The sequence below is a fragment of the Pseudomonas sp. FBF18 genome, from assembly GCF_024261405.1.
Taxonomy (GTDB): Bacteria; Pseudomonadota; Gammaproteobacteria; order Pseudomonadales; family Pseudomonadaceae; genus Aquipseudomonas; species Aquipseudomonas palmensis.
The window spans coordinates 205,336-229,903 of the sequence record NZ_QKRS01000001.1 but is presented as its reverse complement, the minus strand read 5'-3'; the positions used below and the strand labels follow the sequence as shown (position 1 = coordinate 229,903).

The window sequence follows — 24,568 nt, the reverse complement described above, 5'->3', positions numbered from 1 at the left end:
AGGGGCTTCGCCCCGCCCCCTGCACGACACCTCCACTCGGCCTTCTGGGGGACGGAAGATCAAAATCAAAAGCAGATCAAGATCAAGAGCCAGAGCCAGAGCCAGAGCCAAGGCCAGCGCAAACGCCGCAGGAGCCTGCAGTACCTCCTTATGGGAACAGGAGCTCAGGCATGCCCCACGAATACATCCGCAAACAGCTGATTACGCGGCAACCCCGCCAGAAACATCCCACGCGCAAACCGCTCCACACTCGACGCAGAGCCACAAGCCAGCGCAATCGTCTGACGCGATGCCAGACGCATCGGCCCCAACTCCTCCGGTATCAGCAACTGCACCTCCACCTGCGGGTACCGCCGCGCCAGTTCATCCAGCTCCCGCTGCAGGTAATGCCCACCCGCCTCGCTCGCCACATGCACCACCCTGATCGCCCCCTGATGCTCCTGACGCAGCGCCTCGCGCACAATCCCCCACAGTGGCGCCAGCCCGGAACCCGCCGCCAGCAGCCACAACGGCCGGGCCTGCCAGTCCGGATCGTAATGCAGCGCGCCACCGCGCAACTCCCCCAGGCGCACCAGGTCGCCCACCTGCAACCCCCGCGCCGCGCTGCAGAACGCCCCGGCATGCCGGCAATCCAGGTGAAATTCGAGCCATTCATCCTCGCCCGGCACGCTGGCCAGCGAATACGGTCGCGCAACACCTTGCACGCTCCACAGCACCAGATGCTGCCCCGCCTGATACCGCAACGGCCTGTCCGGTTGCAGGCGCAGGCGCAGCACCTGCGCCCCCAGCCAGTCCAGCGCGACGACCCGCGCCGGCGCCCCATCGCGCACCGGGTCGAACACCGCTACCTGCAGGTCACTCTCGACCCGGCACTGGCAGGCCAGCCGCCAGCCCTCCAGGCGCTTGCCTTCGCTCAGCGCATCGGGCCTGGCATCGCCCGGCACACCCGCCAGACAGCGCACCAGGCAAGCATGGCAGCTCCCCGCCCGGCAGCTGTAGGGCACGCCCACGCCAGCCTCGTTCAGCGCATCCAGCAGGTTGCTGCCCTCGGCCACCTGCCAACTGCGCTCACCTACGCACAACTCAGGCATCCACCACCTCCCAGGCCGGCACACAGCGATTTCGGCCGCTGCGCTTGGCGCGGTACAGCGCCTGGTCGGCACGGTGCAATGCATTGTCCAGGTCATCCTCGGCTGTCAGCAGGGTCATGCCGACCGACAGGCTCAAGGGCCCCACCTGCCCCTGCATCGCCGCCGAGGGCAACGCACCGAAGGCCTGACGCAGACGCTCGCAGCAATGTTCCAGGGCCTGGGCCGTGCAATCGGGCAACAGCAGCACGAACTCCTCGCCGCCATAGCGGGCCAGCACCGCAGCGTCGCACAGGTGCTCGCTGGCAACCTGGGCAAAGGCCTGCAGTACCCGGTCGCCGACTGCATGCCCGTGGGCGTCGTTGATGCGCTTGAAATGGTCCAGGTCGATCAGCGCCAGACCATGCCGGCTCCCCATGGGCATGCTGGCCAGGGCATCGCTGGCCAGGCGCAGAAAATGCCGGCGGTTGAACAGGCCGGTCAGCTCGTCGGTGGCCACCAGTTCCTCCAGTTGCCCCATCATGCCGCGCAGGGTGTCCTGGTGCGCCTGCAGGGCGATGCGGCGCTGGCGCATGCGCTGGCGCGAGGCCTGCACGTAGCGGGCATACAGGCACAACCAGCACAGCACCACGAACAGCGTGCATACCTGCAACGCCGCCAGCGCCGGGTCCGACAGGCGCCCGTTGCCCCACTCCCACAGGTTCAGGCCGAGAAAGCTGCACAGCACCACCAGCGCGCAGCGGGTGAACGAACGGCCGTTGAGGTGGAACAGGCCGAACATCAGGATCAACGGGTACAGCACCAGGAAGGTGCCACGGGCCTGGTCCAGGTTGGCCAGCAGCCAGGTTTGCCAGGCCGCTGCCAGCAGCACCTGGAACTCCGTGAGGCTGGGGTCGCGCCAGCGCAGGTTGACACCACTGGCAAACACCCAGCCCAGCCACGCCAGGTTGAGCACCAGCAGCACACTGCTCGCGCCGATGACCGGCACCGGCGCCTGCACATGCCCGCCCAGCACGGCGACCCAGGCCAGCAGCAGCACCAGCAGGTAACTGCCGGCAGCCAGCAGGAAACGCTTGAGAAGAAGCTTTTGCAGAGCGGTTTCGGTCACGGGTGACTCACCAGGCAGCCGAGCGGCAGCGGTTGTGACGGGGGGCAGTCGGTACTGTAGGACGTGTTCGAAATAATTGCCACGCAAAAACAGTGCCTGGCAGCAGGCGACCATGGTTGGCCGCACTGGCGCGTGTACCGGCAGGCGATGCGCGCTATACTGCCGCGCCTTTTTGCGTCGGCCACTGCGTGTCGGCGCGCCTTGAAAGGTCATTGCGACGCCTCGGCCCGTGAACGTCGCGATACCTTAATGAATGTTCCCGTCTTTAAGAGGAGCGCGCTGCATGACCGTGATCAAGCAAGACGACCTGATTCAGAGCGTTGCCGACGCCCTGCAGTTCATTTCGTACTACCACCCCGTCGATTTCATCCAGGCCATGCACGAGGCCTACCTGCGTGAAGAGTCGCCGGCTGCGCGCGACTCCATCGCGCAGATCCTGATCAACTCGCGCATGTGCGCCACCGGCCACCGGCCGATCTGCCAGGACACCGGTATCGTCACCGTGTTCGTGCGCGTCGGCATGGACGTGCGCTGGGATGGCGCGACCATGAGCCTGGACGACATGATCAACGAAGGCGTGCGTCGCGCCTACAACCTGCCCGAGAACGTGCTGCGCGCCTCGATCCTGGCCGACCCGGCAGGTGCCCGCAAGAACACCAAGGACAACACCCCGGCCGTGATCCACTACTCGATCGTCCCTGGCGACAAGGTCGAGGTGGATGTCGCGGCCAAGGGCGGCGGTTCGGAAAACAAGTCGAAGATGGCCATGCTCAACCCGTCCGACTCGATCGTCGACTGGGTGCTCAAGACCGTTCCGACCATGGGCGCCGGCTGGTGCCCGCCGGGCATGCTCGGCATCGGTATCGGCGGTACTGCCGAGAAGGCCGCGGTGATGGCCAAGGAAGTGTTGATGGAGTCCATCGACATCCACGAGCTCAAGGCCCGTGGCCCGCAGAACCGCATCGAAGAGATCCGCCTGGAACTGTTCGAGAAGGTCAACCAGCTGGGCATCGGCGCCCAGGGCCTGGGCGGCCTGACCACCGTGCTCGATGTCAAGATCATGGACTACCCGACCCACGCGGCCTCGTTGCCGGTGTGCATGATCCCCAACTGCGCAGCCACCCGTCACGCGCACTTCGTGCTCGATGGTTCCGGCCCTGCAGAGCTGGAAGCACCGTCGCTGGACGCCTACCCGGAAATCGTCTGGGAAGCCGGCCCGTCGGCCCGTCGCGTCAATCTCGACACCCTGACCCCGGAAGACGTGCAGAGCTGGAAGCCGGGCGAGACCATCCTGCTCAACGGCAAGATGCTGACCGGCCGCGACGCCGCGCACAAGCGCATGGTCGAGATGCTCAACCGTGGCGAAGAGCTGCCGGTGGACCTCAAGGGCCGCTTCATCTACTACGTCGGCCCGGTTGATCCGGTGCGCGAAGAAGTGGTTGGCCCGGCAGGCCCGACCACCGCAACGCGGATGGACAAGTTCACCCGTCAGATCCTGGAGCAGACCGGCCTGCTAGGCATGATCGGCAAGTCCGAGCGCGGCCCGACCGCCATCGACGCGATCAAGGACAACAAGGCCGTGTACCTGATGGCCGTGGGTGGCGCTGCCTACCTGGTGGCTCAGGCGATCAAGAAATCCAAGGTGCTGGCATTTGCCGAACTGGGGATGGAAGCGATCTACGAGTTCGACGTGAAAGACATGCCGGTGACCGTTGCGGTCGACAGCAATGGCGAGTCGGTGCACATCACCGGGCCTGCGCTGTGGCAGAGCAAGATCGCGCAAAGCCTGGCAGTGGAAGTGAAGTAAGCGCCAGCGCTACAAGCTGAAAGCGGCAAGGGAGTGATCCCTTGCCGCTTTTTTGTTGCCTGTACCGGCCTCTTCGCCGGCACGCCAGCGAAGGCTTTCAGAGGGTAATGCGCGTACCCAGCAACCCCAGGAACCCCGCCAGCCACGCCGGGTGCGCAGGCCAGGCCGGCGCACTGGCCAGGTTGCCCTGCACATGCGCCGCCGTCACCTCGATCTCGACGTAACGCCCACCTGCCAGGCGCACCTCCGGCGCACACGCCGGGTACGCACTGCACTCGCGCCCCTCCAGCACCCCGGCCGCCGCCAGCAGTTGCGCCCCATGGCACACCGCCGCAATCGGCTTGCCCGCCTGGTCGATGGCGCGCACCAGTTGCAGCACCTCTTCATTCAGGCGCAGGTACTCCGGCGCACGCCCGCCCGGGATCACCAGCGCGTCGTAGTCTTCGGCACGCACCTGGGCGAAATCGAAGTTCAGGCCAAAGTTGTGCCCCGGCTTCTCGCTGTAGGTCTGGTCGCCCTCGAAGTCATGGATGGCGGTACGTACCGACTGCCCGGCCGACTTGCCCGGGCACACCGCATGCACCGTGTGGCCAACCATCTGCAGCGCCTGGAACGGCACCATCACTTCATAGTCTTCGACGTAATCGCCGACCAGCATGAGAATCTTTTTCGCTGCCATTTCGTCAACTCCTTCTGATGCGGGGGAAAATCGAAAGAACCTCAGTCGCGCCGGTCCAGCAGGTTGACCACCACCCGGTCCAGCCAGCCCCAGATACGCTGTTTCACACGCCGCCACAGCGGCCGCGCCTGCCAGTCGTCCAGGTCGACCTGGCGGCTCAGGGCAAAGTCGCGCTCGAAGCTCGCCACCACGTCGGCGGTCAGTTGCGGGTCGATGGCCTCGACGTTGGCCTCAAGGTTGAAACGCAGGTTCCAGTGGTCGAAATTGCATGAGCCAATGCTCACCCAGTCGTCCACCAGCACCATCTTCAGGTGCAGGAAGCATGGCTGGTATTCGAATATCTTCACCCCTGCCCGCAGCAGGCGCGGGTAATAGCGATGACCGGCATAGCGTACCGAAGGATGGTCGGTACGCGGGCCGGTCAGCAGCAGGCGCACATCGATGCCCAGCGCGGCCGCGCGGCGCAAAGCCCGGCGCACCTTCCAGGTGGGCAGAAAATACGGCGTGGCCAGCCAGATACGACGCTTGCCGCTGATCAGCGCACGCACCAGCGACTGCAGGATGTCGCGGTGCTGGCGGGCGTCGGCATAGGCCACCCGGCCCAGGCCCGGGCCTGCAACCGGCACCCGCGGCAGGTGCGCCAGGCCGAAATGGGTGGGTGGGCGCCACGCGGTGCGGCGCAGGTTGGAACGCCACTGGCGATCGAACAGCATCTGCCAGTCGGCCACCAGCGGCCCCTGCATCTGCACCATCACCTCGTGCCATTCGCTGACCGGCTCGCCCGGTGTCCAGAACTGGTCGGTGACCCCGGTGCCGCCGACCACCGCCCAGGCCTGGTCCACCAGCAGCAGCTTGCGGTGGTCGCGGTACAGGTTGCGCAGCCCCCGGCGCCAACGCAGGCGGTTGTACCAGCGCAACTCAACGCCGGCGCCCAGCAGGCGCTGACGCAGGCTCAAGGTAAAGGCCAGCGAGCCGTAGTCATCGAACAGGCAGCGTACCCGCACGCCGCGCTCGGCGGCCTGCACCAGCGCCTGCACCATGGCCTCGGCACACGCCCCGGCCTCGACCAGGTACAGCTCCAGGTCGACCTGGTGCTCGGCACCCATGATCGTCTGCAGCATACGCGGGAAGAACTGCGGGCCGTCGATCAGCAGTTCGAACTGGTTGCCGGCACGCCATGGAAACACCGGCCCGGCCATTTCAGCGCGCCGTGAAGATCAGTACCGCACCCACCGGCACCGACAGGTTGATCGACTGCAGCCCGGCGAGCTTCTGCAACGTCTTGAGGCCGGGCAGCAGGTCGAAGTGATCGGCGCTCAGTACCAGCGGCTCCAGGGTCACCACCTGGAAACGCCGCTCGTCGAGCCGGGTGGCGAGCAGTTGCGCGTTGTAGCTGTGGGTCTTGCCGTGCAGGTTGACGGTCACCGGCAGGCGCAGCTCGACCTGGGCACCATTGGCCAGGTCGTTGATCGGACGCAGGTCGATCTGCGCCTGGATGGTCGCGTCGGGGTATTTGGCCACCTCGAACAGGTCGTTGCGCATGCGCTCGTCACGCAGCGGGATGCCGCTGCTGACCGAGTCCATCTCGATCTGCAGCTCGGCCGCACCCTTGCGATCGACCTTGCCATGCAGCACCAGAAAGCGATGCACCTCGGACACGTTGCCGTTCTTGCTGGTGATGAACGACAGGCGCGACGATTCGCCGTCCAGGTGCCAGTTGGCCTGGGCAGGCAGGCTCGCCAGGGCCAGCAGGGCGAGAGCGATTCGGGACAGGCTGAACATGCAGGTTCCTGAAAGCGTAAAGCCGCCAACATTACCCGCCTGCCCGCACGGCAGCAAGCGACAGCCTGTGGCCATGCGGGCAGCCCGGCAACCTCAGGCCAACCCGCTGCCGGCCCATGCCTTGGCCAGGCGCCTGGCCCGCGCCGCGCTGGCGATCTGCAGGATGCCCTGGTCGCGCTGCCACAGCTCGGCCCAGGGCCCCGGCGTGCTCGTCAGCGCCTGGTCGAGCTCGCCGCTCAGTTGCGAGAACTGCGCGAACAGGCCGCCCAGCAACAGGTGGAACGCCGCCGAATCGGCGCATTGCCGGCTGCCTTCGGCACACCCGGCCAGCAGCCCGATCAGGCGCAGCAAAAGCCCCTGCGGCCAGGCATTGGCGCGGCCTACCCCGTACAGCCAGGCGCTCAGGGCGCTGAGCACGTACAGGTCTTCCAGCGAGCGGAACGGCTTGACGTAGGCATCCCAGCCGTCACCGGCCAGGCGTTCGCACAGGGCCTGTTCAAGGTGCAGGCGGGCATGCCCGACCTCAGGCATCAACGGCAGGCTCGGCAAGGGCTCCACGCGCACACCGGGCTCCCCCGGGTACACCACCGCCAGGCTCAGCCGAGGCGCCTGGCCCGGTGCTTCGCAGCGCGCCGCCACCAGCAGCCAGTCGGCGTCCGGTCCGGCGGTGACGAAGTCCTTGCTGCCGCTCAGGCGCAGCGTGTCGAGCGCCAGGCGCATGCCCATGTCGGCGGCGCGCACGCTGCGCCGCTCACTCGCACACAGGGCGCCGAGGCCCGCCGGAGCGCTGGGCCACAGCACGCGCAAGGCGGCCTGGTAGCCCACCAGAAACGCCAGCCCCGGGGTCGGCATGGCTTGCCCGCCCAGCACTGCCAGCTCGAACAGGCTGACCGTGCCCAGCTGCTCCAGCAGGCTGGCGTAGGTGTCACCCAGGTTACCGGTTGCCAAGGGCGGAATGGGGTCGTTGAGTCGCTGCAGCCAGGCCATCGGCGTGCTCCTTGAGGGCTGTCATACAAGCATCACCAAAGCTTCATGGGGGTGACACCGCGTCTACCTAGGCTGAGCTTGCACAACATAGTCGACCGGCCGCAACCCCATGGCTGGCTTATGGAGACTCGCAATGACCCTGACTGCATGCCCTGGCGACACCCGTAACGAACGCCGTCTGCAGGCCGAGCGCCTGGTCGGCCCCGCCGCGCTGCACGAAGCCCAGGCATTGCGCTTTCGCGTGTTCAGCAGCGAATTCAAGGCCAGGCTCAAAGGCGCCGAACACGGGCTGGACATGGACGACTACGACATCCACTGCCAGCACATCGGCGTACGCGACCTCAACAGCGGGCACCTGGTGGCCACCACCCGCCTGCTCGACCACCAGGCCGCCAGCAGCCTGGGGCGCTTCTACAGCGAAGAGGAGTTCAGCCTGCATGGCCTGGGCCATCTGCAGGGCCCCATCCTTGAACTGGGGCGCACCTGCGTCGACCCGGCCTACCGCAACGGCGGCACCATCGCGGTGCTGTGGGGCGAGCTTGCCGAGGTACTCAACGAGGGCCGCTACAGCTACCTGATGGGTTGCGCCAGCATCCCCATGCAGGACGGCGGCGTGCAGGCCCACGCGATCATGCAGCGCCTGCGCGAGCGCTACCTGTGCACCGAGCACCTGCGCGCCGAACCGAAGAACCCGCTGCCCAGCCTGGCACTGCCCGGCAACGTCATCGCCGAGATGCCGCCGCTGCTCAAAGCCTACATGCGCCTGGGCGCCAAGATCTGCGGCGAGCCGTGCTGGGACGAAGACTTCCAGGTGGCCGACGTGTTCATCCTGCTCAAGCGCGACGAGCTGTGCCCACGCTACGCCCGCCACTTCAAGGCGGCGGTGTGATGCAACGCCTGCGCGTGTATGCGCGAATCGTCCGGGTGCTGCTGGTGGTGCTGTTCGGGCTGGGCATGGCCAGCCTGTTCAGCCTGTACGAGCGCCTGCACCTGAGTACTCCCGACGACCGCCGCCAGCGCTGGTCGCAACTGTTCATGGCCCGGCTTGCCCGGGCCTTGCCGTTCAAGGTCACGGTGATCGGCAACCGCCCGCAGCAACCGATGCTGTGGGTCAGCAACCACGTATCGTGGACCGACATCCCGCTGCTGGGCATGCTCGCGCCGATGTCGTTCCTGTCCAAGGCCGAGGTGCGCCAGTGGCCGGTAGCCGGCTGGCTCGCGCTCAAGGCCGGCACCCTGTTCATCCGCCGCGGCGGCGGCGACAGCCAGTTGCTGCGCCAGCAGATCGCGCGGCACCTGCAACAGGCCTGCCCGGTGCTGATTTTCCCCGAAAGCACCACCACCGACGGTCGCAGCCTGCGCACCTTCCACGGGCGCCTGCTGGCCAGCGCGATCGACACCGCCACGCCCGTGCAACCGGTGGCCGTGCGCTACCTGCGGGGCGGCAAACCCGACCCCATCGCGCCGTTCGTGGGCGATGACGACCTGCTCTCGCATCTGCTGCGCCTGTTTGCCCACGACTGTGGCGAGGTGCAGATCCACCTGCTGGCGCCCATCCAGAGCGCCGGCCAGGAACGTGCGGCACTGGCGTTCAATGCCCAGCTGGCGATCCACACGGCGTTGTTCGGCGCCCAGCCGGTGGCCCAGCCTCAGCGCCGCGCCAAGGCGGCCTGAGCGTCGGCCGCAAAACCCTGCAGTTCGGGGTAGAAGTGGCGAAAGTCTTCCATCAGCGGGCCGTACAGCGCCTGTACCTCCTGCATCGCGCCTACCATACCCTCGGGGCGGGACAGGCGCCGGGCGATACCGTTGAACACCTGTTCAAGCACCGCGAACTCGCGGTACGAGCCCAACCAGTCGTCCGCCGCCATGTACGGCGCAATCTGCGCCAGGCGCCCGGGCAGCTCGGGCTCGGCCGCCAGCACCTGGTACACGCGCCCGGTGAACTGGCTCAGCGGCTGCCGGGCATAGTCGTGCCAGTGCAGCGCCAGGCAGTGGTCGAAAAACACATCGAGGATGATCCCGGCATAACGGCGCCGCTCACGCGGAAAACGCGCCAGCGCCGCCAGTACCCGCGGGTGGCTGTCGGTGTACACGTCGATCTGGCGGTGCAGGCGGATGGCGGCTTCCAGCGGCTGGGCAAAGCGCCCCTGCAACGGCCCCTTGACGAAGTCGCCGTACAGGCTGCCGAGCAGTTGTTCGGGCTGCTGGCCGCCCAGGTGAAGGTGTGCGAGGTAGTTCATAGGCCGCAGTCTAGCACCGCTTGCCCGCTTGAATATCGTTATAACCCGATATAGCGATTCATACGCACGCCAGAACCAAATCATATTTGTATATCGCGAAATACCGATTTATATTTCGCCCCATCGCGATATAACGCTATACCCACCACGAGCCAACCCATGCCTCTTGATCTCGACGAAATAATAAAAGCCCTGGCCCACCCAGTACGGCGAGAAATCCTGAACTGGTTGAAAGACCCGCAAGCCTGCTTCCCTGACCAGCACCACAGCACCGAACACGGTGTGTGCGCCGGGCAGATCGACCAACGCTGCGGCCTGTCGCAGTCCACGGTCTCGGCCCACCTGGCCACCTTGCAGCGCGCGGGGCTGATCAGCAGCCAGAAGATTGGCCAGTGGCACTTCTTCAAACGCAACGAGGAAACCATCCAGGCCTTCCTCCAGCAGATGAGCCAAGAGCTCTGACAAGGACCTTGCAATGCCCCTTTCGCTGTTGATCCTGGCGCTGAGCGCCTTCGCCATCGGTACCACCGAGTTCGTCATCATGGGCCTGCTGCCGGATGTGGCAAGCGACCTGGGTGTGTCGATCCCCGGTGCCGGCTGGCTGGTGACCGGCTACGCGCTGGGCGTGGCCATCGGCGCGCCGTTCATGGCCCTGGCCACCGCCCGGCTGCCGCGCAAGGCCGCACTGGTGGCGCTGATGGGGGTGTTCATCATCGGCAACCTGCTGTGCGCCCTGGCCACCGACTACAACGTGCTGATGTTTGCCCGCGTGGTCACCGCGCTGTGCCACGGCGCCTTCTTCGGCATCGGTTCGGTGGTGGCGGCCAACCTGGTTCCGGCCAACCGCCGCGCCTCGGCCGTGGCGCTGATGTTCACCGGCCTGACCCTGGCCAACGTGCTGGGCGTGCCACTGGGTACCGCGCTGGGCCAGGTGTACGGCTGGCGCTCGACGTTCTGGGCAGTGACCGTGATCGGCGTGATCGCGCTGATCGGCCTGATCCGCTTCCTGCCGATCAAGCGCGACGAAGAGAAACTCGACATGCGTGCCGAGCTGGCTGCGCTCAAGGGCGCCGGCATCTGGCTGTCGCTGTCGATGACCGTGCTGTTCTCGGCCTCGATGTTCGCCCTGTTCACCTATGTGGCGCCGTTGCTGGGTGATGTCACCGGCGTGTCGCCGCGCGGCGTGACCTGGACTCTGCTGCTGATCGGCCTGGGCCTGACCCTGGGCAACATCCTGGGCGGCAAGCTGGCCGATCGTCGCCTGGCCGCCACGCTGATGGGCGTGTTCGCCGCCATGGCGGTCATCTCCACCGCCCTGAGCTGGACCAGTACCGCGCTGATTCCGGCCGAGATCACCCTGTTCCTCTGGGCCACTGCCGCGTTCGCCGCCGTGCCGGCCCTGCAGGTCAACGTGGTGAGCTTCGGCAAGGCGGCACCGAACCTGGTGTCGACCCTGAACATCGGTGCCTTCAACCTGGGCAATGCGCTGGGCGCCTGGGTCGGCGGCACCGTGATCGACCAGGGCCTGGGCCTGACCCGCGTGCCCCTGGCGGCAGCGGCGCTGGCCGTGCTGGCCCTGATCGTCACCCTTATCACATTCAGCCAGGGCGGCAACAACGCCGACCTGGCACCTGCCACTCACTGATTGCCACGAGGTTCACGCACATGACAACGCTATTCGACCCGATCACCCTTGGCGACCTCGAGTTGCCCAACCGCATCATCATGGCCCCGCTGACCCGCTGCCGGGCCGACGAAGGCCGCGTACCCAACGCGCTGATGGCCGAGTACTACGTACAGCGCGCCAGCGCCGGGCTGATTCTCAGCGAGGCCACCTCGGTGACCCCGCTGGGCGTGGGCTACCCCGACACACCGGGCATCTGGAGCAACGACCAGGTGCGTGGCTGGACCAACGTGACCAAGGCGCTGCACGGTGCTGGCGGGCGCATCTTCCTGCAACTGTGGCACGTGGGACGCATCTCGCACCCGCTGTACCTGAACGGCGAAACGCCGGTTGCGCCGAGCGCGGTGCAGCCCAAGGGGCATGTGAGCCTGGTGCGCCCGATCACCGAATTCGTCACCCCGCGCGCGCTGGAAACCGAGGAAATCGCCGACATCATCGAGGCCTACCGCGTCGGTGCCGAGAACGCCAAGGCGGCCGGCTTCGACGGTGTGGAGCTGCATGCGGCCAACGGCTACCTGATCGACCAGTTCCTGCAGAGCAGCACCAACCAGCGCACCGACGAATACGGTGGCTCGCTGGAGAACCGTGCACGGCTGCTGCTGGAAGCGACCGATGCGCTCATCGACGTGTGGGGCGCGCAGCGCGTGGGCGTGCACCTGTCGCCACGGGCCGACCTGCACGACATGGGCGATGCCAACCTGACCGAGACGTTCACCTACGTGGCGCGGGAGCTCGGCAAACGTGGCATCGCCTTCATCTGTGCGCGTGAGCGAGTGGCCGAAGACAGCATCGGGCCGTTGCTCAAAGAGGCGTTTGGCGGGCCGTACATCGCCAACGAACGCTTCGACAAGGCCAGTGCGAATGCTGCCATTGCCAACGGCACGGCCGATGCGGTGGCCTTCGGCGTGCCGTTCATTGCCAACCCCGACCTGCCGGCACGGCTGCAAGCGGATGCACCGCTGAACGAGCCACGGCCTGACACGTTCTACTCCAAGGGCCCGGTCGGGTACATCGATTACCCGGTGATGTAAGCGTCGGCTCTGTCGCGGGTCAAGCCCGCTCCCACAAGGGTATCGGTGGTCTGCAGACAGCCACTGTACCGGTGGGAGCGGGCTTGACCCGCGATAACTTCACAGCGGATCAGGGCTTGGCGTTGATCTGCCGCTGCAGGTTCTGCACCTGGCTCTGCAAGGTGGTGATGTTGCGGGTCACCTGCCCGCGAAACGCATCGAACTCCGCCGTCGAGGCACCCGCCCCGGCAGCCACCGCCGGGCGATTCTCCTGCTCGCTCTTGAGCACGATCAGGTCCTGTTCCAGGCGCTGGATCGCCGCCCCCGGATCCCCCTGCTTCTTCAATGCGGCAATCTCCGTCGACAGGCTCTTGAGCTGCGCATCGACCTTGCCGGTATCAGCCTGCGCCGCCTTCACCGCCGCCAGCTCCGTGGCCACAGCCTTGAGTTGCGCCTGCAATTGGGCATTGGTCGCCTGCTGCTCGCCAACCTGCGCCAGGGCCTGCTCCAGCCGCTTGCCCAGGTCCCCCTGCTGCCCGGCTACGCCCTGCTGCTGCTTGCTCTGCTCGGCGAGGCTGGCCTGCAACTGCTTTATCTGCAGCTTCAGTGCCTCGCTGCCGGTGCTGACGCTCGACTCGCTGGCCGCCACCTTGCCGCTGATGTCCTGCAGGCGCCCGGCAGCTTCTTCACTGATGCGCGCAAAGCTTTCCTGGGTGGCCACCAGTTGCTGCTCCATCAGCGAAATCTGCTGGAAGCTCCACCAGCCAAGCCCGGCCAGGGCGATGAACGAAGCGCCCACCAGCGCCCACAACGGCCCGGTGGCCGCCGGCTTGCGCGGTTTGCCGCGCACGGCGGCCACCCGTGCACCTGGCGCCGGGGCAAAGTCGTCATCATCGCGACCGCCGGCCTTGAGGCTGGGTACATCATCGAAATCGTCGTGAGCATCGTTGCGCATGGATCAACCGCCGTGAGTGCAAATGAGCGCCAGTATAAGTCAGTGGCCGCCGTGCTGGGCCTTCCACCAGCCGCAGAATTCATCCAGCGCCGCCCACAGGCTGACCTGCGGGCGGTAGTCCAGTTGCTGGCGGGCGCGGCTGATGTCCAGGGTGAAATCCTTGTTCATCACCTGCACCGCCAGGCGCGACAGGGTCGGTTGCGGACGGCCCGGCCACAGCAGGCAGGCCCCCTCGTTCAGCGCGCCCAGGCCGTAGGCCAGGCCACTGGAGCGGTAGCGCGTGACCTGGGGCAGATCCATGCGCCGCATCACGTAATTGATCACGTCCCACAGCGGCAGCGGGTGGCCGTTGCTGATGTTGTAGGCCTGCCCGAGCGCGTCGTTGCCAGCCAGCACCGCGTTGATCAGCGCCTCGTTGAGGTTCTGCACGCTGGTGAAGTCGACCTTGTTCAAGCCGTTGCCGATGATCGCCAGACGGCGTTTCTGCTGCATCTTGAGCAGGCGCGGGAAGATGCTCACATCCCCTGCCCCGGTGACGAAGCGCGGGCGCAGGGCCAGCACTTCCAGGCCGAACTCCTGGGCACCGAAAACCTTCTGCTCGGCCAGGTACTTGGTGGTCGCGTAGGCATCGTGCAGGCGCCGCGGCACCTGCTCCTCGGTCACCCCCAGGCGCGAGCGCCCGTTCCAGTAGATCGACGGCGAGGACAGGTGCACCAGGCGACGAACGTGTTCCTTCAGGCACGCCTCCACCACGTTCTCGGTGACCACCACGTTGCCCTGGTGAAACTCCTGATAGCGTCCCCAGTTGCCCACCGCACCGGCGCAGTGCACCACGGTTTCGACGCCCTGGCAGACCCGCCGGGCCAACTCCGGGTCGCCCAGGTCCCCCGGAATGAACTGGGCGCCGCGGCGCACCAGGTGCTCGACGCCTTCGGCCCGCCGGCCATTGACCCGTACCTCCATGCCCTGCTCCAGGGCAAAGCGTGCAAAGCGCCCGCCAATGAAGCCGCTTGCGCCGGTGACCAGAATTCGCATGAAGCACTCCGCCTACTTGTTTGCAGATGATGCAGACGCCGGCAAACCCGACCACGGCACCAACCAACTGCTGGCGCTGCGCCGCAGGTGGTCGGTGAGTTGGCCGAGCAATTGCCCGCCATTGCGCCAATGATGCCAGTACAGCGGCACATCGATCGGCTTATCCGCCAGAATTTCCACCAGTTGCCCGCTGGCCAGTTGCGCCTGGGCCTGCAATTCGGGCACCAGGCCCCAACCCACGCCGGCCTCGGTCATGCGCAGAAAGCCCTCCGAAGACGGGCACAGGTGATGCAGGAATGCACCATCGATACCCAGCGACACCAGGTAGCGATGCTGCAGAAAATCGTCCGGGCCGAACACCACGGCCGGGGTGCGGGCCAGGCGCGCCACCTCTACCCCCTGGGGAAAGTGGCGCGCCATGAAGTCGGGGCTGGCCAGCGCACGGTAGCGCATGGCGCCGAGCAGCTCGCTGCGCGCCCCGGCAACCGGTCGCTCGCTGGCGCACAGGCAGGCCGCCACTTCGCCGGCGCGCATGCGCTTGAGGCCCACCTCCTGGTCTTCCACCACCAGCTCCAGCAGCACCCGCTCCTGCGCACAGAACGCCCCGACCGCCGCCGCCCACCAGGTGGCCAGGCTGTCGGCGTTGAGCGCTACCCGCAGACGCTCGGGCTGACCGCCATCGTCCAGCGCCGGCACCTGATGCTGCAGGTCGCGCTCGAGCAGGCGCACCTGCTGTACATGGTTGAGCAGGCGCTTGCCGATCTCGGTGGGCGCTGGCGGCGCGGCGCGTACCAGCACCGGCTGGCCAACGCGCGCCTCCAGCAGCTTGATGCGTTGCGAAATGGCCGATTGCGACAGCCCGAGCAACTGTGCGCCCCGCTCGAAACCGCCCTGCTCGATCACCGCCGCCAGGGCGGAAAGCAACTTGTAGTCGAACATCAGTTTCCCTAATGCCGGATGAGGTTTATTGGTTTTTCTTATACGCCCACTGCCCGCACAATAGCCAGCGATCCCCCCTGTATTTTCGGCAGCCCGTGTGGCTGCTTCGCGGAGCACCTCCCATGTGGCAAAGCTACCTCAACGGCCTGCTGGTCGCCTTCGGGCTGATCATGGCCATCGGCACCCAGAACGCCTTCGTGCTGGCGCAGAGCCTGCGCCGTGAGCACCACCTGCCGGTCGCGGCACTGTGCGTGTTCTGTGATGCGGTGCTGGTGGCGCTTGGCGTGTTCGGTCTGGCCACGGTGCTGGCGCAGAACCCGACCCTGCTGGCGGTCGCGCGCTGGGGTGGGGTGGTGTTTCTGCTGTGGTATGGCAGCAAGGCGCTGATACGCGCCTGCTCCAGCCAGAGCCTGGAGCAGGGCGAGGGCCTGGGTCAGCGTTCGCGTCGCGCGGTGTTGCTCAGTGCCCTGGCGGTGACCCTGCTCAACCCCCACGTGTACCTGGATACCGTGTTGCTGATCGGCTCGCTGGGTGCGCAGCAAAGCGTGCCAGGTGCCTACGTGGCGGGTGCGGCCAGTGCCTCGCTGCTGTGGTTCTTCACCCTGGCGCTGGGTGCGGCCTGGTTGGCGCCGTGGCTGGCCCGGCCTGGCACCTGGCGCCTGCTGGACCTGATGGTGGCGGTGATGATGTTTGCGGTGGCGTTGCAACTGGCGCTGGGCTGACCCGTTCGTCAGGTGTCGGCAAAGGCTCTGGAACCTCTATTCCATACACTTGTTGCGTGGTTTAGGTCAGGGCCCGGTGCTATGATCCCGAATCTGCGTCGCAAAGAGTAAAAACTCGCCGATGCATTCCGGCCGCCCGTGATCGGCCTTGCGCTCACCGCAACAGACCTGATTAGGAGAATCACCATGGCTTTTGAATTGCCGCCGCTGCCTTACGCACACGATGCCCTGCAGCCGCACATTTCCAAGGAAACCCTGGAATACCACCACGACAAGCACCACAACACCTACGTCGTGAACCTGAACAACCTGGTGCCAGGCACCGAGTTCGAAGGCAAGACCCTGGAAGAGATCGTCAAGACTTCTTCGGGCGGTATCTTCAACAACGCCGCTCAGGTCTGGAACCACACCTTCTACTGGAACTGCCTGGCGCCAAACGCTGGTGGCCAGCCTACCGGTTCGCTGGCTGAAGCCATCAACGCCGCGTTCGGTTCGTTCGACAAGTTCAAGGAAGAGTTCACCAAGACGTCGGTTGGCACCTTCGGTTCCGGTTGGGGCTGGCTGGTCAAGAAAGCTGACGGCTCCCTGGCGCTGGCCAGCACCATCGGTGCCGGCAACCCGCTGACCAGCGGTGACACCCCGCTGCTGACCTGCGACGTGTGGGAGCATGCCTACTACATCGACTACCGTAACGTGCGTCCGAAGTATGTCGAGGCGTTCTGGAACCTGGTCAACTGGAAGTTCGTGGCTGAGCAGTTCGAAGGCAAGACCTTCACTGCATAAGTGCTGCTTCTGAAAAAACCCGGCTCAGGCCGGGTTTTTTTATGCCGAAAAAGCGGCAAAGAGCAAAACCCCACCCACCAACCTTTTTTAACCAATTTCACCAACACCCTCTCTTGCTGCCCCCCCATACCGCGCTAACATCAATCGTTGGGAAACTTGTCGTACATCGCTCAAGTCGCAAGGCCGGGCAACCGATACAGTGACCGCTGGATCATGAATCCTGCCAACGGCCGATAGTGGATTGCCACAGATGATGGCAAAATGATGCCATGCGCATGGATTAAGGAAACCCCATTGAAGCTGGAACTCAAAAACAGCTTGTCGGTCAAGTTGCTCAGAGTGGTCCTGCTCTCGGCACTGGCCGTGGGCGTGGTACTCAGCTGTGCGCAGATCGTCTTCGATGCCTACAAGACCCGCCAGGCTGTCGCCAACGACGCCCAGCGAATCCTCGACATGTTCCGCGACCCTTCCACCCAGGCCGTATACAGCCTGGACCGCGAAATGGGCATGCAGGTCATCGAGGGGCTGTTCCAGGATGAGTCCGTGCGCATGGCCTCCATCGGCCACCCCAACGAAACCATGCTGGCAGAAAAGTCGCGCCCTCTGCAGGAACTGCCGACCCGCTGGCTCACCGACCTGATCCTCGGCCAGGAACGCACCTACACCACCCAGCTCGTCGGCCGCGCGCCCTACAGCGAATACTACGGCGACCTGAGCATCACCCTCGACACCGGCGCCTACGGCCAGGGCTTCGTGGTCAATTCGGTGATCATCTTCATTGCCGGCGTGCTCCGCGCCCTGGCCATGGGGCTGGTGCTGTACCTGGTCTACCACTGGCTGCTGACCAAGCCACTGTCCAAGCTCATCGAGAACCTCACCCAGATCAACCCCGACCGCCCCAGCCAGCATCAGCTGCCGCTGCTTAAGGGCCACGAGAAGAACGAACTGGGCCTGTGGGTGAACACCGCCAACCAACTGCTGGCGTCCATCGAACGCAATACCCACCTGCGCCACGAGGCCGAGAACAGCCTGCTGCGCATGGCCCAGTACGACTTTCTCACCGGCCTGCCCAACCGCCAGCAACTGCAACAGCAACTGGACAAGATCCTGGTCGATGCCGGGCGCCTGCAGCGCCGGGTTGCGGTGTTGTGCGTAGGCCTGGACGACTTCAAGGGCATCAACGAACAATTCAGCTACCAGGCCGGCGACCAGTTGCTGCTGGCCCTGGCCGACCGCCTGCGTGCCCACAGCGGTCGCCTGGGTGCCCTCGCCCGCCTGGGCGGCGACCAGTTCGCGCTGGTGCAGGCCGACATCGAACAACCCTACGAGGCTGCCGAGCTGGCCCAGAGCATTCTCGATGACCTGGAAGCGCCGTTCGCCCTGGACCATCAGGAGATCCGCCTGCGCGCCACCATCGGCATCACCCTGTTCCCCGAAGACGGCGACAGCACCGAGAAGCTGCTGCAAAAGGCCGAACAGACCATGACCCTGGCCAAGAGCCGTTCGCGCAACCGCTATCAGTTCTACATCGCCAGCGTCGACAGCGAGATGCGCCGGCGCCGCGAGCTGGAAAAGGACCTGCGCGAAGCCCTGCCGCGCAATCAGCTGTACCTGGTTTACCAACCGCAGATCAGCTACCGCGACCACCGCGTGGTGGGCGTCGAGGCGCTGCTGCGCTGGCAGCACCCGGAGCTGGGCATGGTTCCGCCCGATCAGTTCATACCGCTGGCCGAACAGAACGGCAACATCATCGTGATCGGCGAATGGGTGCTCGACCAGGCCTGCCGGCAACTGCGCGAATGGCACGACCAGGGCTTCAGCGACCTGCGCATGGCAGTCAACCTGTCGACCGTGCAGCTGCACCACAGCGAGCTGCCCCGGGTGGTCAACAACCTGCTGCAGATCTACCGCCTGCCGCCGCGCAGCCTGGAACTGGAAGTGACCGAGACCGGCCTGATGGAAGACATCAGCACTGCCGCCCAGCACCTGCTGAGCCTGCGCCGCTCCGGCGCGCTGATCGCGATCGACGACTTCGGCACCGGCTATTCCTCGCTCAGCTACCTCAAGTCGCTGCCGCTGGACAAGATCAAGATCGACAAGAGCTTCGTGCAGGACCTGCTCGACGATGACGACGACGCCACCATCGTTCGCGCGATCATCCAGCTGGGCAAGAGCCTGGGCATGCAGGTGATCGCCGAGGGCGTGGAAACCGCCGAGCAGGAAGCCTACATCATTGCCCAGGGCTGTCATGAAGGTCAGGGCTACCACTACAGCAAACCGCTGCCGGCACGCGAGCTGACCGCCTTCCTCAAAGCAGCGCAACGCAACCAGGTATCGATTCTGTGAGTGACGCTGCCGCCAAGGGCAGCGTGAACAGCATTTGAATTTTTACGTGGCAACCTCTTTACAGAAAATGCATATCTTTCGCATTATGTTGCACCTTTGCGTGCGGCTGCACGCCTGTTCAACCTCTCGACGCAGGAATAGCCCATGATTCGTATGCCTCTGGCCACCGCCAGTCTGCTGGCCATTGCCATCTCCCTCGCCGGCTGCGGCGATGACAAGGACAAGGCCGCCGCACCACAGGCCGCCGCACCTGCTGCCGCCAGCACCACCCAGGCGTCCGGGGCCGTCGACGAAGCCGCCGCCCAGGCGGTGGTCAAGCACTACGCCGAGATGGTGTATGCCGTGTACAGCGACTCGCTGAGCACCGCCAAGACCCTGCAGACCGCAGTCGATGCCTTCCTTGCCAAGCCCGACGCCGACACCCTGGCCGCCGCCAGGACTGCCTGGGTAGCCGCCCGTGTACCGTACCTGCAGAGCGAAGTGTTCCGCTTCGGCAACACCATCATCGACGACTGGGAAGGTCAGGTGAACGCCTGGCCGCTGGACGAAGGCCTGATCGACTACGTCGACAAGAGCTATGAACACGCCCTGGGCAACCCGGCCGCCACCGCCAACATCATCGCCAACACCGAGATCCAGGTGGGCGAAGACAAGGTCGACGTCAAGGACCTGACCCCCGAGAAGCTGGCCAGCCTGAACGAGCTGGGCGGTTCGGAGGCCAACGTCGCCACCGGCTACCACGCCATCGAATTCCTGCTGTGGGGCCAGGACCTCAACGGCACCGGCCCGGGCGCCGGCAACCGCCCTGCCTCGGACTACCTGCAAGGCGAAGGCGCCACCGGCGGCCACAACGAGCGTCGTCGTGCCTACCTCAAGGCCGTGACCCAGCTGCTGGTCAACGACCTGGAAGAAATGGTCGGCAACTGGAAGCCGGCAGTGGCCGACAACTATCGCGCCACCCTGGAGGCAGAACCTGTCGCCAACGGCCTGCGCAAGATGCTGTTCGGCATGGGCAGCCTGTCGCTGGGCGAACTGGCGGGCGAGCGCATGAAGGTCTCGCTGGAAGCCAACTCGCCTGAGGACGAGCAGGACTGCTTCAGCGACAATACTCACTACTCGCACTTCTACGACGCCAAGGGTATCCGCAACGTCTACCTGGGCGAGTACACCCGCACCGACGGCACCAAGCTGAGCGGCCCGAGCCTGTCGTCGCTGGTGGCCAAGGTCGATCCGGCCACCGACAACACCCTGAAGGCCGATCTGGAAGCCACCGAGGCGAAGATCCAGGTGATGGTCGACCACGCCCTCAAGGGTGAGCACTACGACCAGTTGATCGCTGCCGACAACGCTGCGGGCAACCAGATCGTGCGTGACGCCATCGCCGCGCTGGTCAAGCAGACCGGTGCCATCGAACAGGCTGCGGGCAAACTGGGCATCACCGACCTGAACCCGGACACCGCTGACCACGAGTTCTGAGTGGTAGCGTGCTGAAACAGAGGCGGCCTTCGGGTCGCCTTTTTTGTGGGACCTCTTCGCTGGAAGCTGAAGCAGATTTCATCCAGCAAACGCAAATCCCTCTTATTCATATCCCCCGCGCCTGCTAAGCTTGCACGCCGGTTTTACGCTAGCCATTCAGGATTCTCGATGCCCGCTCCGCTTCACCGCGCCCTTCCCCTGCTACTGGCCCTGGCCCTGAGCGCCTGTGACGACGCCCCGCGTTTCACCAAGGCCGAACCTGGCGAGGCGCGTGCCGGTGGCAGCACCACCGTGAACAAGCGCGACCGCAACGCCTACTCCATGCCCTCGGCCAACCTCACCCCGAGCCAGCGCCTGGACTTCAGCGTGGGCAACAGCTTCTTCCGCAGCCCGTGGGTGATCGCCCCGTCTACCACCACCGCGCGCGATGGCCTGGGCCCGCTGTTCAACACCAACGCCTGCCAGAACTGCCATATTCGCGACGGGCGCGGGCACCCGCCCGCAGAGGGCGCCAAAAACGCGGTATCGATGCTGGTGCGCCTGTCGATCCCCGACCAGCCCGAATACGCCAAGGTGATCGAGCAACTGGGCATCGTGCCCGAGCCGGTCTATGGCGGGCAGTTGCAGGACATGGCCGTGCCCGGCGTGGCCCCCGAGGGCAAGGTGCGGGTCAGCTACACCCCGGTGAGCGTCACCTTCAAGGACGGCACCCAGGTCGAACTGCGCAAGCCGCATCTGCAGATCACCCAGCTTGGCTACGGCCCGATGCACCCCGACACACGCTTCTCGGCACGCGTCGCGCCGCCGATGATCGGCCTGGGCCTGCTCGAGGCCATCCCTGATGAGGCCATCCTGGCCAACGCCGACCCCGAGGGGCGCAACGGCACCGGCATTCGTGGCCGGCCCAACCTGGTATGGGACGACGCCCAGGGCAAGCAGGTACTTGGCCGCTTCGGCTGGAAGGCCGGGCAACCCAACCTCAACCAGCAGAACGCCCATGCGTTCTCCAGCGACATGGGCCTGACCAGCAGCCTGGTGCCGCGCGACGACTGCACCCCGGCGCAGCTCGATTGCCTGGCCCAGCCCAATGGCAACGGCGCCGATGGCGAGCAGGAGGTCAGCGACAACATCCTGCGCCTGGTGCTGTTCTACACCCGCAACCTGGCGGTGCCGGTACGCAAGGACGTCGATTCGCCCCAGGTGCTGGCCGGCAAGAACCTGTTCTTCCAGGCCGGCTGCCAGGGCTGCCATACCCCCACATTCACCACCTCGGCCAATGCCGCCGAGCCGGAGCTGGCCAACCAGACCATCCGCCCCTACAGCGACCTGTTGCTGCACGACATGGGCCCGGGGCTGGCCGACAACCGCAGCGAATTCGCCGCCGGTGGCCAGGACTGGCGCACCGCGCCGCTGTGGGGCATCGGCCTGAACCAGACCGTCAGTGGCCATACCCAGTTTCTGCATGACGGGCGCGCCCGCAACCTGCTCGAGGCCGTGCTCTGGCACGGCGGCGAAGCCGAGCCTGCGCGCCAGCACGTCTTGACCTTCAATGCCGAGCAACGCGCCGCGTTGCTGGCGTTCCTGAACTCACTCTAGAGAAGGAGCCGGACATGTTCCGTCCCAAGCTGTTGTTCACCAGCCTCGCCGCCATCGCCCTGGGCGCCTGCTCGCCGCAGGACCCGCAGGCCGTGACCTCTGCCGCGATCGCCAAGCAGGTGATCCTGCCGACCTACAGCCGCTGGGTCGAAGCCGACCGCCAGCTGGCCGTCAGCGCCCTGGCCTTCTGCGAAGGCAAGGCCGACCTGGCCACCGCACGCGCCGACTTCCTGCACGCACAAAAAGCCTGGGCCGAGTTGCAACCGCTGCTGATCGGCCCGCTGGCCGAGGGCAACCGCGCCTGGCAGGTGCAGTTCTGGCCCGACAAGAAGAACCTGGTGGGCCGTCAGGTCGAGCAACTGGTCAACGGCGACAAGCCGGTGGATGCCGAGACCGTGGCCAAGTCCAGCGTCGTGGTGCGCGGCCTGTCGGCCTACGAGTACATCCTGTTCGACAGCAAGCCGGACGTCGCCACCGCCGAACAGAAGGCCCGCTACTGCCCGCTGCTGGTGGCCATCGGCGAACACCAGAAGAACCTCGCCGAAGAGATCCTCAAGGGCTGGAACAGCACCGACGGCATGCTGGCGCAGATGACCAAGTTCCCCAACCAGCGCTACGCCGACTCCCATGAGGCGATCGCCGACCTGCTGCGCGCCCAGGTCACCGCGCTGGACACCCTGAAGAAGAAGCTCGGCACGCCGATGGGTCGCCTGAGCAAGGGCATCCCGCAGCCGCTGCAGGCTGAAGCCTGGCGCAGCCACTCCTCGCTCAAGAGCCTGGAAGCCAGCCTGATCGCCGCCCAGACCGTGTGGGTCGGGGTCGACAACCAGGGCCTGCGCGGCCTGCTGGGCAAGGACCAGAAGGCCCTGGCCGACAAGATCGACGCGGCCTATGCTGATGCCCTCAAGCAACTGAAGGCGATCGACCGGCCCCTGGGCGAAATGCTCCAGGACGATGCCGGCCGCGAGCAACTGAACGCCTTCTACGACAGCCTGAACGTGGTTCACCGCCTGCATGAAGGTGAACTGGCCAAGGCGCTGAACATCCAGCTGGGCTTCAATGCCAACGACGGTGACTGATCATGTTGCGACGCCAGGCCCTCAAACTCGGTAGCGTGCTGCTCAGCGCCCTGACCCTGGGTGGCTGGACCCTGTGGCGCAGCAAGGCCCAGCAGCCGCTGCTGCTGTCGGCCCGTGACGATGCCGACGGCAAGCACTATGCCGTGGGCTATCGCCTGGACGGCACCCAGGTGTTCGCCACCCAGGTCGGCCTGCGCTGCCACGACATCATCAACCACCCCGAGCGGCCGATCGCGCTGTTCGTGGCGCGCCGCCCCGGCACCGAGAGCTACCTGATCGACCTGCGCGACGGGCGCCTGCTGCAGACCCTGGCCTCGCAGCCGAACCGGCACTTCTATGGCCACGCGGTGATCCACAAGGGCGGCGAATGGCTGTACGCCACCGAGAACGACACCACCGACCCGGGCCGTGGCGTGCTGGGTGTGTACCGCTTCGAAGGCGAACGCCTGGCCCATCATTCGGAAATCCCGACCCACGGCATCGGCCCGCACCAGGTGTCGTGGCTGCCTGACGGCGAGACCCTGGTGGTGGCCAATGGCGGTATCCGCACCGAAGCCGAGAGCCGGGTGGAGATGAACCTGGATGCGATGCAGCCCAGCCTGGTGCTGATGCAGCGCGACGGCACCCTGCTGAGCAAGGAAACCCTGAGCCAGCAGATGAACAGCGTGCGCCACCTGGCGATTGCTGACGACGGCACCGTGCTGGCGTGCCAGCAGTTCATGGGCGGCTCGGAAGAAACCGCCGAATTGCTGGCGATCAAGCGTCCGGGGCAGCCGTTCGTGGCCTTCCCGGTGCCGGAGCAGCAGTTGCAGTCCATGGCCCAGTACACCGCCAGCGTGGCGGTGCACAGCGAGCTGCGACTGGTGGCGATGACCGCGCCACGGGCCAACCGCCTGTTCATCTGGGACCTGGACAGCGCCGAGGTGAAGCTGGATGCGCCGATGCCGGACTGCGCGGGCGTGGGCGCAGTGGCCGATGGTTTTGTGGTGACCTCCGGGCAAGGGCGTTGCCGGCTGTACGACTGCCGCAAGGCAGCGCTGGTGGGGCAACCGCTGCAACTGCCTTCGGGGTTGTGGGACAACCATCTGCACCTGATCTGATATAGCAATCGCGGGTCAAGCCCGCTCCCACAGGGAACACCTGGAACCTTGTGGGAGCGGGCTTGACCCGCGATGACGTCGGTACAGACAACATAAAATATACCGAACCAGCACACCGCCCCCTGCGCCGCGACCGACTAGACTTGCGCAAC

The 24,568-nt window shown here is 65.8% G+C and carries 23 protein-coding genes; 13 read left to right on the top strand and 10 right to left on the bottom strand.

Going from position 1 to position 24,568, the window contains the following annotated elements; all coding sequences use genetic code 11:
• Positions 1–164: 164 nt before the first annotated feature.
• Together DN387_RS01150 and DN387_RS01145 are read right to left on the bottom strand one after the other, a co-directional pair.
• Positions 165–1,091: an iron-sulfur-binding ferredoxin reductase gene (locus DN387_RS01150; protein WP_054914812.1), complete on the bottom strand. Its 927-nt coding sequence runs from the start codon at positions 1,089–1,091 to the stop codon at positions 165–167.
• Positions 1,084–2,196, bottom strand: coding sequence for a GGDEF domain-containing protein (locus DN387_RS01145; RefSeq protein ID WP_054914813.1), 1,113 nt, complete (start codon positions 2,194–2,196; stop codon positions 1,084–1,086). Before DN387_RS01145 ends, DN387_RS01150 begins: the two co-directional genes overlap by 8 nt.
• Before the next feature lie 283 nt (positions 2,197–2,479).
• Here DN387_RS01145 and DN387_RS01140 point away from each other — a divergent pair, with 283 nt between their 5' ends.
• Positions 2,480–4,003: a fumarate hydratase gene (locus DN387_RS01140; protein ID WP_043862119.1), complete on the top strand. Its 1,524-nt coding sequence runs from the start codon at positions 2,480–2,482 to the stop codon at positions 4,001–4,003.
• A 97-nt stretch (positions 4,004–4,100) separates the two neighbouring features.
• On the opposite strand, the gene DN387_RS01135 is transcribed toward DN387_RS01140, so the two are convergent.
• From DN387_RS01135 to DN387_RS01120, 4 genes are all read right to left on the bottom strand, one after another.
• Positions 4,101–4,682, bottom strand: a complete 582-nt coding sequence (locus DN387_RS01135; RefSeq protein ID WP_043862118.1) for a DJ-1/PfpI family protein — start codon at positions 4,680–4,682, stop codon at positions 4,101–4,103.
• Positions 4,683–4,723: 41 nt separating this feature from the next.
• Entirely contained in the window at positions 4,724–5,881 is a 1,158-nt protein-coding gene (locus tag DN387_RS01130) for a phosphatidylserine/phosphatidylglycerophosphate/cardiolipin synthase family protein (RefSeq protein WP_054914815.1), read from the bottom strand.
• A gap of 1 nt (position 5,882) precedes the next feature.
• On the bottom strand, positions 5,883–6,464 hold the full coding sequence (locus DN387_RS01125; protein ID WP_054914816.1) for a YceI family protein: 582 nt from the start codon (positions 6,462–6,464) through the stop codon (positions 5,883–5,885).
• Between the two features lie 93 nt (positions 6,465–6,557).
• On the bottom strand, positions 6,558–7,451 hold the full coding sequence (locus DN387_RS01120; RefSeq protein ID WP_054914817.1) for an acyl-CoA dehydrogenase family protein: 894 nt from the start codon (positions 7,449–7,451) through the stop codon (positions 6,558–6,560).
• Positions 7,452–7,584: 133 nt separating this feature from the next.
• Between DN387_RS01120 and olsB the strand changes: the two genes are divergently transcribed.
• Both olsB and DN387_RS01110 read left to right on the top strand, forming a co-directional pair.
• Entirely contained in the window at positions 7,585–8,340 is a 756-nt protein-coding gene (gene olsB / locus DN387_RS01115; RefSeq protein WP_043862114.1) for an L-ornithine N(alpha)-acyltransferase, read from the top strand.
• Complete coding sequence (locus DN387_RS01110; protein WP_054914818.1) at positions 8,340–9,125, top strand: lysophospholipid acyltransferase family protein; 786 nt, start codon at positions 8,340–8,342, stop codon at positions 9,123–9,125. The genes olsB and DN387_RS01110 overlap by 1 nt, the downstream gene beginning before the upstream one ends.
• Here the strand turns inward: DN387_RS01110 and DN387_RS01105 are convergent.
• The gene (locus DN387_RS01105; RefSeq protein ID WP_054914819.1) at positions 9,101–9,691 is read right to left on the bottom strand and encodes an ACP phosphodiesterase; all 591 of its coding nucleotides are present in this window, start codon (positions 9,689–9,691) and stop codon (positions 9,101–9,103) included. The genes DN387_RS01110 and DN387_RS01105 overlap by 25 nt on opposite strands.
• A 159-nt stretch (positions 9,692–9,850) precedes the next feature.
• Here DN387_RS01105 and DN387_RS01100 point away from each other — a divergent pair, with 159 nt between their 5' ends.
• From DN387_RS01100 to DN387_RS01090, 3 genes are read left to right on the top strand one after another with little or no spacing between them, the layout of a single operon-like run.
• A complete protein-coding gene (locus DN387_RS01100; RefSeq protein ID WP_043862111.1) occupies positions 9,851–10,153 on the top strand; it encodes a helix-turn-helix transcriptional regulator in 303 nt (100 codons plus the stop codon).
• A 13-nt stretch (positions 10,154–10,166) separates the two neighbouring features.
• Positions 10,167–11,336 carry an MFS transporter gene (locus tag DN387_RS01095; RefSeq protein WP_043862110.1) on the top strand — a complete coding sequence of 390 codons (1,170 nt, stop codon included), beginning with the start codon at positions 10,167–10,169 and terminating at the stop codon, positions 11,334–11,336.
• Between the two features lie 20 nt (positions 11,337–11,356).
• Positions 11,357–12,406, top strand: a complete 1,050-nt coding sequence (locus DN387_RS01090) for an alkene reductase (protein ID WP_043862109.1) — start codon at positions 11,357–11,359, stop codon at positions 12,404–12,406.
• A gap of 109 nt (positions 12,407–12,515) precedes the next feature.
• Here DN387_RS01090 and DN387_RS01085 read toward each other — a convergent pair whose 3' ends face one another.
• Genes DN387_RS01085 through DN387_RS01075 form a run of 3 tightly spaced genes read right to left on the bottom strand, consistent with a single transcriptional unit; the run spans position 12,516 to position 15,314 of the window.
• Positions 12,516–13,340: a hypothetical protein gene (locus DN387_RS01085; RefSeq protein WP_054914820.1), complete on the bottom strand. Its 825-nt coding sequence runs from the start codon at positions 13,338–13,340 to the stop codon at positions 12,516–12,518.
• Between the two features lie 39 nt (positions 13,341–13,379).
• Positions 13,380–14,375 carry an NAD(P)-dependent oxidoreductase gene (locus DN387_RS01080; RefSeq protein ID WP_254505995.1) on the bottom strand — a complete coding sequence of 332 codons (996 nt, stop codon included), beginning with the start codon at positions 14,373–14,375 and terminating at the stop codon, positions 13,380–13,382.
• A gap of 12 nt (positions 14,376–14,387) precedes the next feature.
• Complete coding sequence (locus DN387_RS01075) at positions 14,388–15,314, bottom strand: LysR family transcriptional regulator ArgP (protein ID WP_043862106.1); 927 nt, start codon at positions 15,312–15,314, stop codon at positions 14,388–14,390.
• A 122-nt stretch (positions 15,315–15,436) separates the two neighbouring features.
• On the opposite strand from DN387_RS01075, the gene DN387_RS01070 reads away from it, so the two are divergent.
• The 7 genes from DN387_RS01070 to DN387_RS01040 all read left to right on the top strand — a co-directional run bounded on the left by DN387_RS01070 (position 15,437) and on the right by DN387_RS01040 (position 24,416).
• A complete protein-coding gene (locus DN387_RS01070; protein WP_043862105.1) occupies positions 15,437–16,036 on the top strand; it encodes a LysE/ArgO family amino acid transporter in 600 nt (199 codons plus the stop codon).
• Between the two features lie 186 nt (positions 16,037–16,222).
• Positions 16,223–16,819 (top strand): superoxide dismutase, encoded by a 597-nt coding sequence (locus DN387_RS01065; RefSeq protein WP_054914821.1) that lies wholly within the window; start codon positions 16,223–16,225, stop codon positions 16,817–16,819.
• A gap of 294 nt (positions 16,820–17,113) precedes the next feature.
• Positions 17,114–19,165, top strand: coding sequence for a bifunctional diguanylate cyclase/phosphodiesterase (locus DN387_RS01060; protein ID WP_054914822.1), 2,052 nt, complete (start codon positions 17,114–17,116; stop codon positions 19,163–19,165).
• A gap of 144 nt (positions 19,166–19,309) precedes the next feature.
• Positions 19,310–20,641, top strand: a complete 1,332-nt coding sequence (locus DN387_RS01055) for an imelysin family protein (protein WP_043862102.1) — start codon at positions 19,310–19,312, stop codon at positions 20,639–20,641.
• A gap of 168 nt (positions 20,642–20,809) precedes the next feature.
• Positions 20,810–22,237, top strand: a complete 1,428-nt coding sequence (locus tag DN387_RS01050; RefSeq protein ID WP_054914823.1) for a di-heme oxidoredictase family protein — start codon at positions 20,810–20,812, stop codon at positions 22,235–22,237.
• Between the two features lie 14 nt (positions 22,238–22,251).
• A complete protein-coding gene (locus DN387_RS01045; protein ID WP_043862100.1) occupies positions 22,252–23,316 on the top strand; it encodes an imelysin family protein in 1,065 nt (354 codons plus the stop codon).
• Positions 23,317–23,318: 2 nt separating this feature from the next.
• Positions 23,319–24,416 carry a DUF1513 domain-containing protein gene (locus DN387_RS01040; protein WP_254505993.1) on the top strand — a complete coding sequence of 366 codons (1,098 nt, stop codon included), beginning with the start codon at positions 23,319–23,321 and terminating at the stop codon, positions 24,414–24,416.
• Positions 24,417–24,568: the final 152 nt, after the last annotated feature.

What these genes read in the sequence shown, in the direction of transcription:
- DN387_RS01150 (WP_054914812.1), bottom strand. Translation starts at nt 1,091, where the DNA reads ATGCCTGAGTTGTGCGTAGGTGAGCGCAGTTGGCAGGTGGCCGAGGGC.
- DN387_RS01140 (WP_043862119.1), top strand. Translation starts at nt 2,480, where the DNA reads ATGACCGTGATCAAGCAAGACGACCTGATTCAGAGCGTTGCCGACGCC.
- DN387_RS01135 (WP_043862118.1), bottom strand. Translation starts at nt 4,682, where the DNA reads ATGGCAGCGAAAAAGATTCTCATGCTGGTCGGCGATTACGTCGAAGAC.
- DN387_RS01130 (WP_054914815.1), bottom strand. Translation starts at nt 5,881, where the DNA reads ATGGCCGGGCCGGTGTTTCCATGGCGTGCCGGCAACCAGTTCGAACTG.
- DN387_RS01125 (WP_054914816.1), bottom strand. Translation starts at nt 6,464, where the DNA reads ATGTTCAGCCTGTCCCGAATCGCTCTCGCCCTGCTGGCCCTGGCGAGC.
- DN387_RS01120 (WP_054914817.1), bottom strand. Translation starts at nt 7,451, where the DNA reads ATGGCCTGGCTGCAGCGACTCAACGACCCCATTCCGCCCTTGGCAACC.
- olsB (WP_043862114.1), top strand. Translation starts at nt 7,585, where the DNA reads ATGACCCTGACTGCATGCCCTGGCGACACCCGTAACGAACGCCGTCTG.
- DN387_RS01110 (WP_054914818.1), top strand. Translation starts at nt 8,340, where the DNA reads ATGCAACGCCTGCGCGTGTATGCGCGAATCGTCCGGGTGCTGCTGGTG.
- DN387_RS01105 (WP_054914819.1), bottom strand. Translation starts at nt 9,691, where the DNA reads ATGAACTACCTCGCACACCTTCACCTGGGCGGCCAGCAGCCCGAACAA.
- DN387_RS01100 (WP_043862111.1), top strand. Translation starts at nt 9,851, where the DNA reads ATGCCTCTTGATCTCGACGAAATAATAAAAGCCCTGGCCCACCCAGTA.
- DN387_RS01095 (WP_043862110.1), top strand. Translation starts at nt 10,167, where the DNA reads ATGCCCCTTTCGCTGTTGATCCTGGCGCTGAGCGCCTTCGCCATCGGT.
- DN387_RS01090 (WP_043862109.1), top strand. Translation starts at nt 11,357, where the DNA reads ATGACAACGCTATTCGACCCGATCACCCTTGGCGACCTCGAGTTGCCC.
- DN387_RS01085 (WP_054914820.1), bottom strand. Translation starts at nt 13,340, where the DNA reads ATGCGCAACGATGCTCACGACGATTTCGATGATGTACCCAGCCTCAAG.
- DN387_RS01080 (WP_254505995.1), bottom strand. Translation starts at nt 14,375, where the DNA reads ATGCGAATTCTGGTCACCGGCGCAAGCGGCTTCATTGGCGGGCGCTTT.
- DN387_RS01075 (WP_043862106.1), bottom strand. Translation starts at nt 15,314, where the DNA reads ATGTTCGACTACAAGTTGCTTTCCGCCCTGGCGGCGGTGATCGAGCAG.
- DN387_RS01070 (WP_043862105.1), top strand. Translation starts at nt 15,437, where the DNA reads ATGTGGCAAAGCTACCTCAACGGCCTGCTGGTCGCCTTCGGGCTGATC.
- DN387_RS01065 (WP_054914821.1), top strand. Translation starts at nt 16,223, where the DNA reads ATGGCTTTTGAATTGCCGCCGCTGCCTTACGCACACGATGCCCTGCAG.
- DN387_RS01055 (WP_043862102.1), top strand. Translation starts at nt 19,310, where the DNA reads ATGATTCGTATGCCTCTGGCCACCGCCAGTCTGCTGGCCATTGCCATC.
- DN387_RS01050 (WP_054914823.1), top strand. Translation starts at nt 20,810, where the DNA reads ATGCCCGCTCCGCTTCACCGCGCCCTTCCCCTGCTACTGGCCCTGGCC.
- DN387_RS01045 (WP_043862100.1), top strand. Translation starts at nt 22,252, where the DNA reads ATGTTCCGTCCCAAGCTGTTGTTCACCAGCCTCGCCGCCATCGCCCTG.
- DN387_RS01040 (WP_254505993.1), top strand. Translation starts at nt 23,319, where the DNA reads ATGTTGCGACGCCAGGCCCTCAAACTCGGTAGCGTGCTGCTCAGCGCC.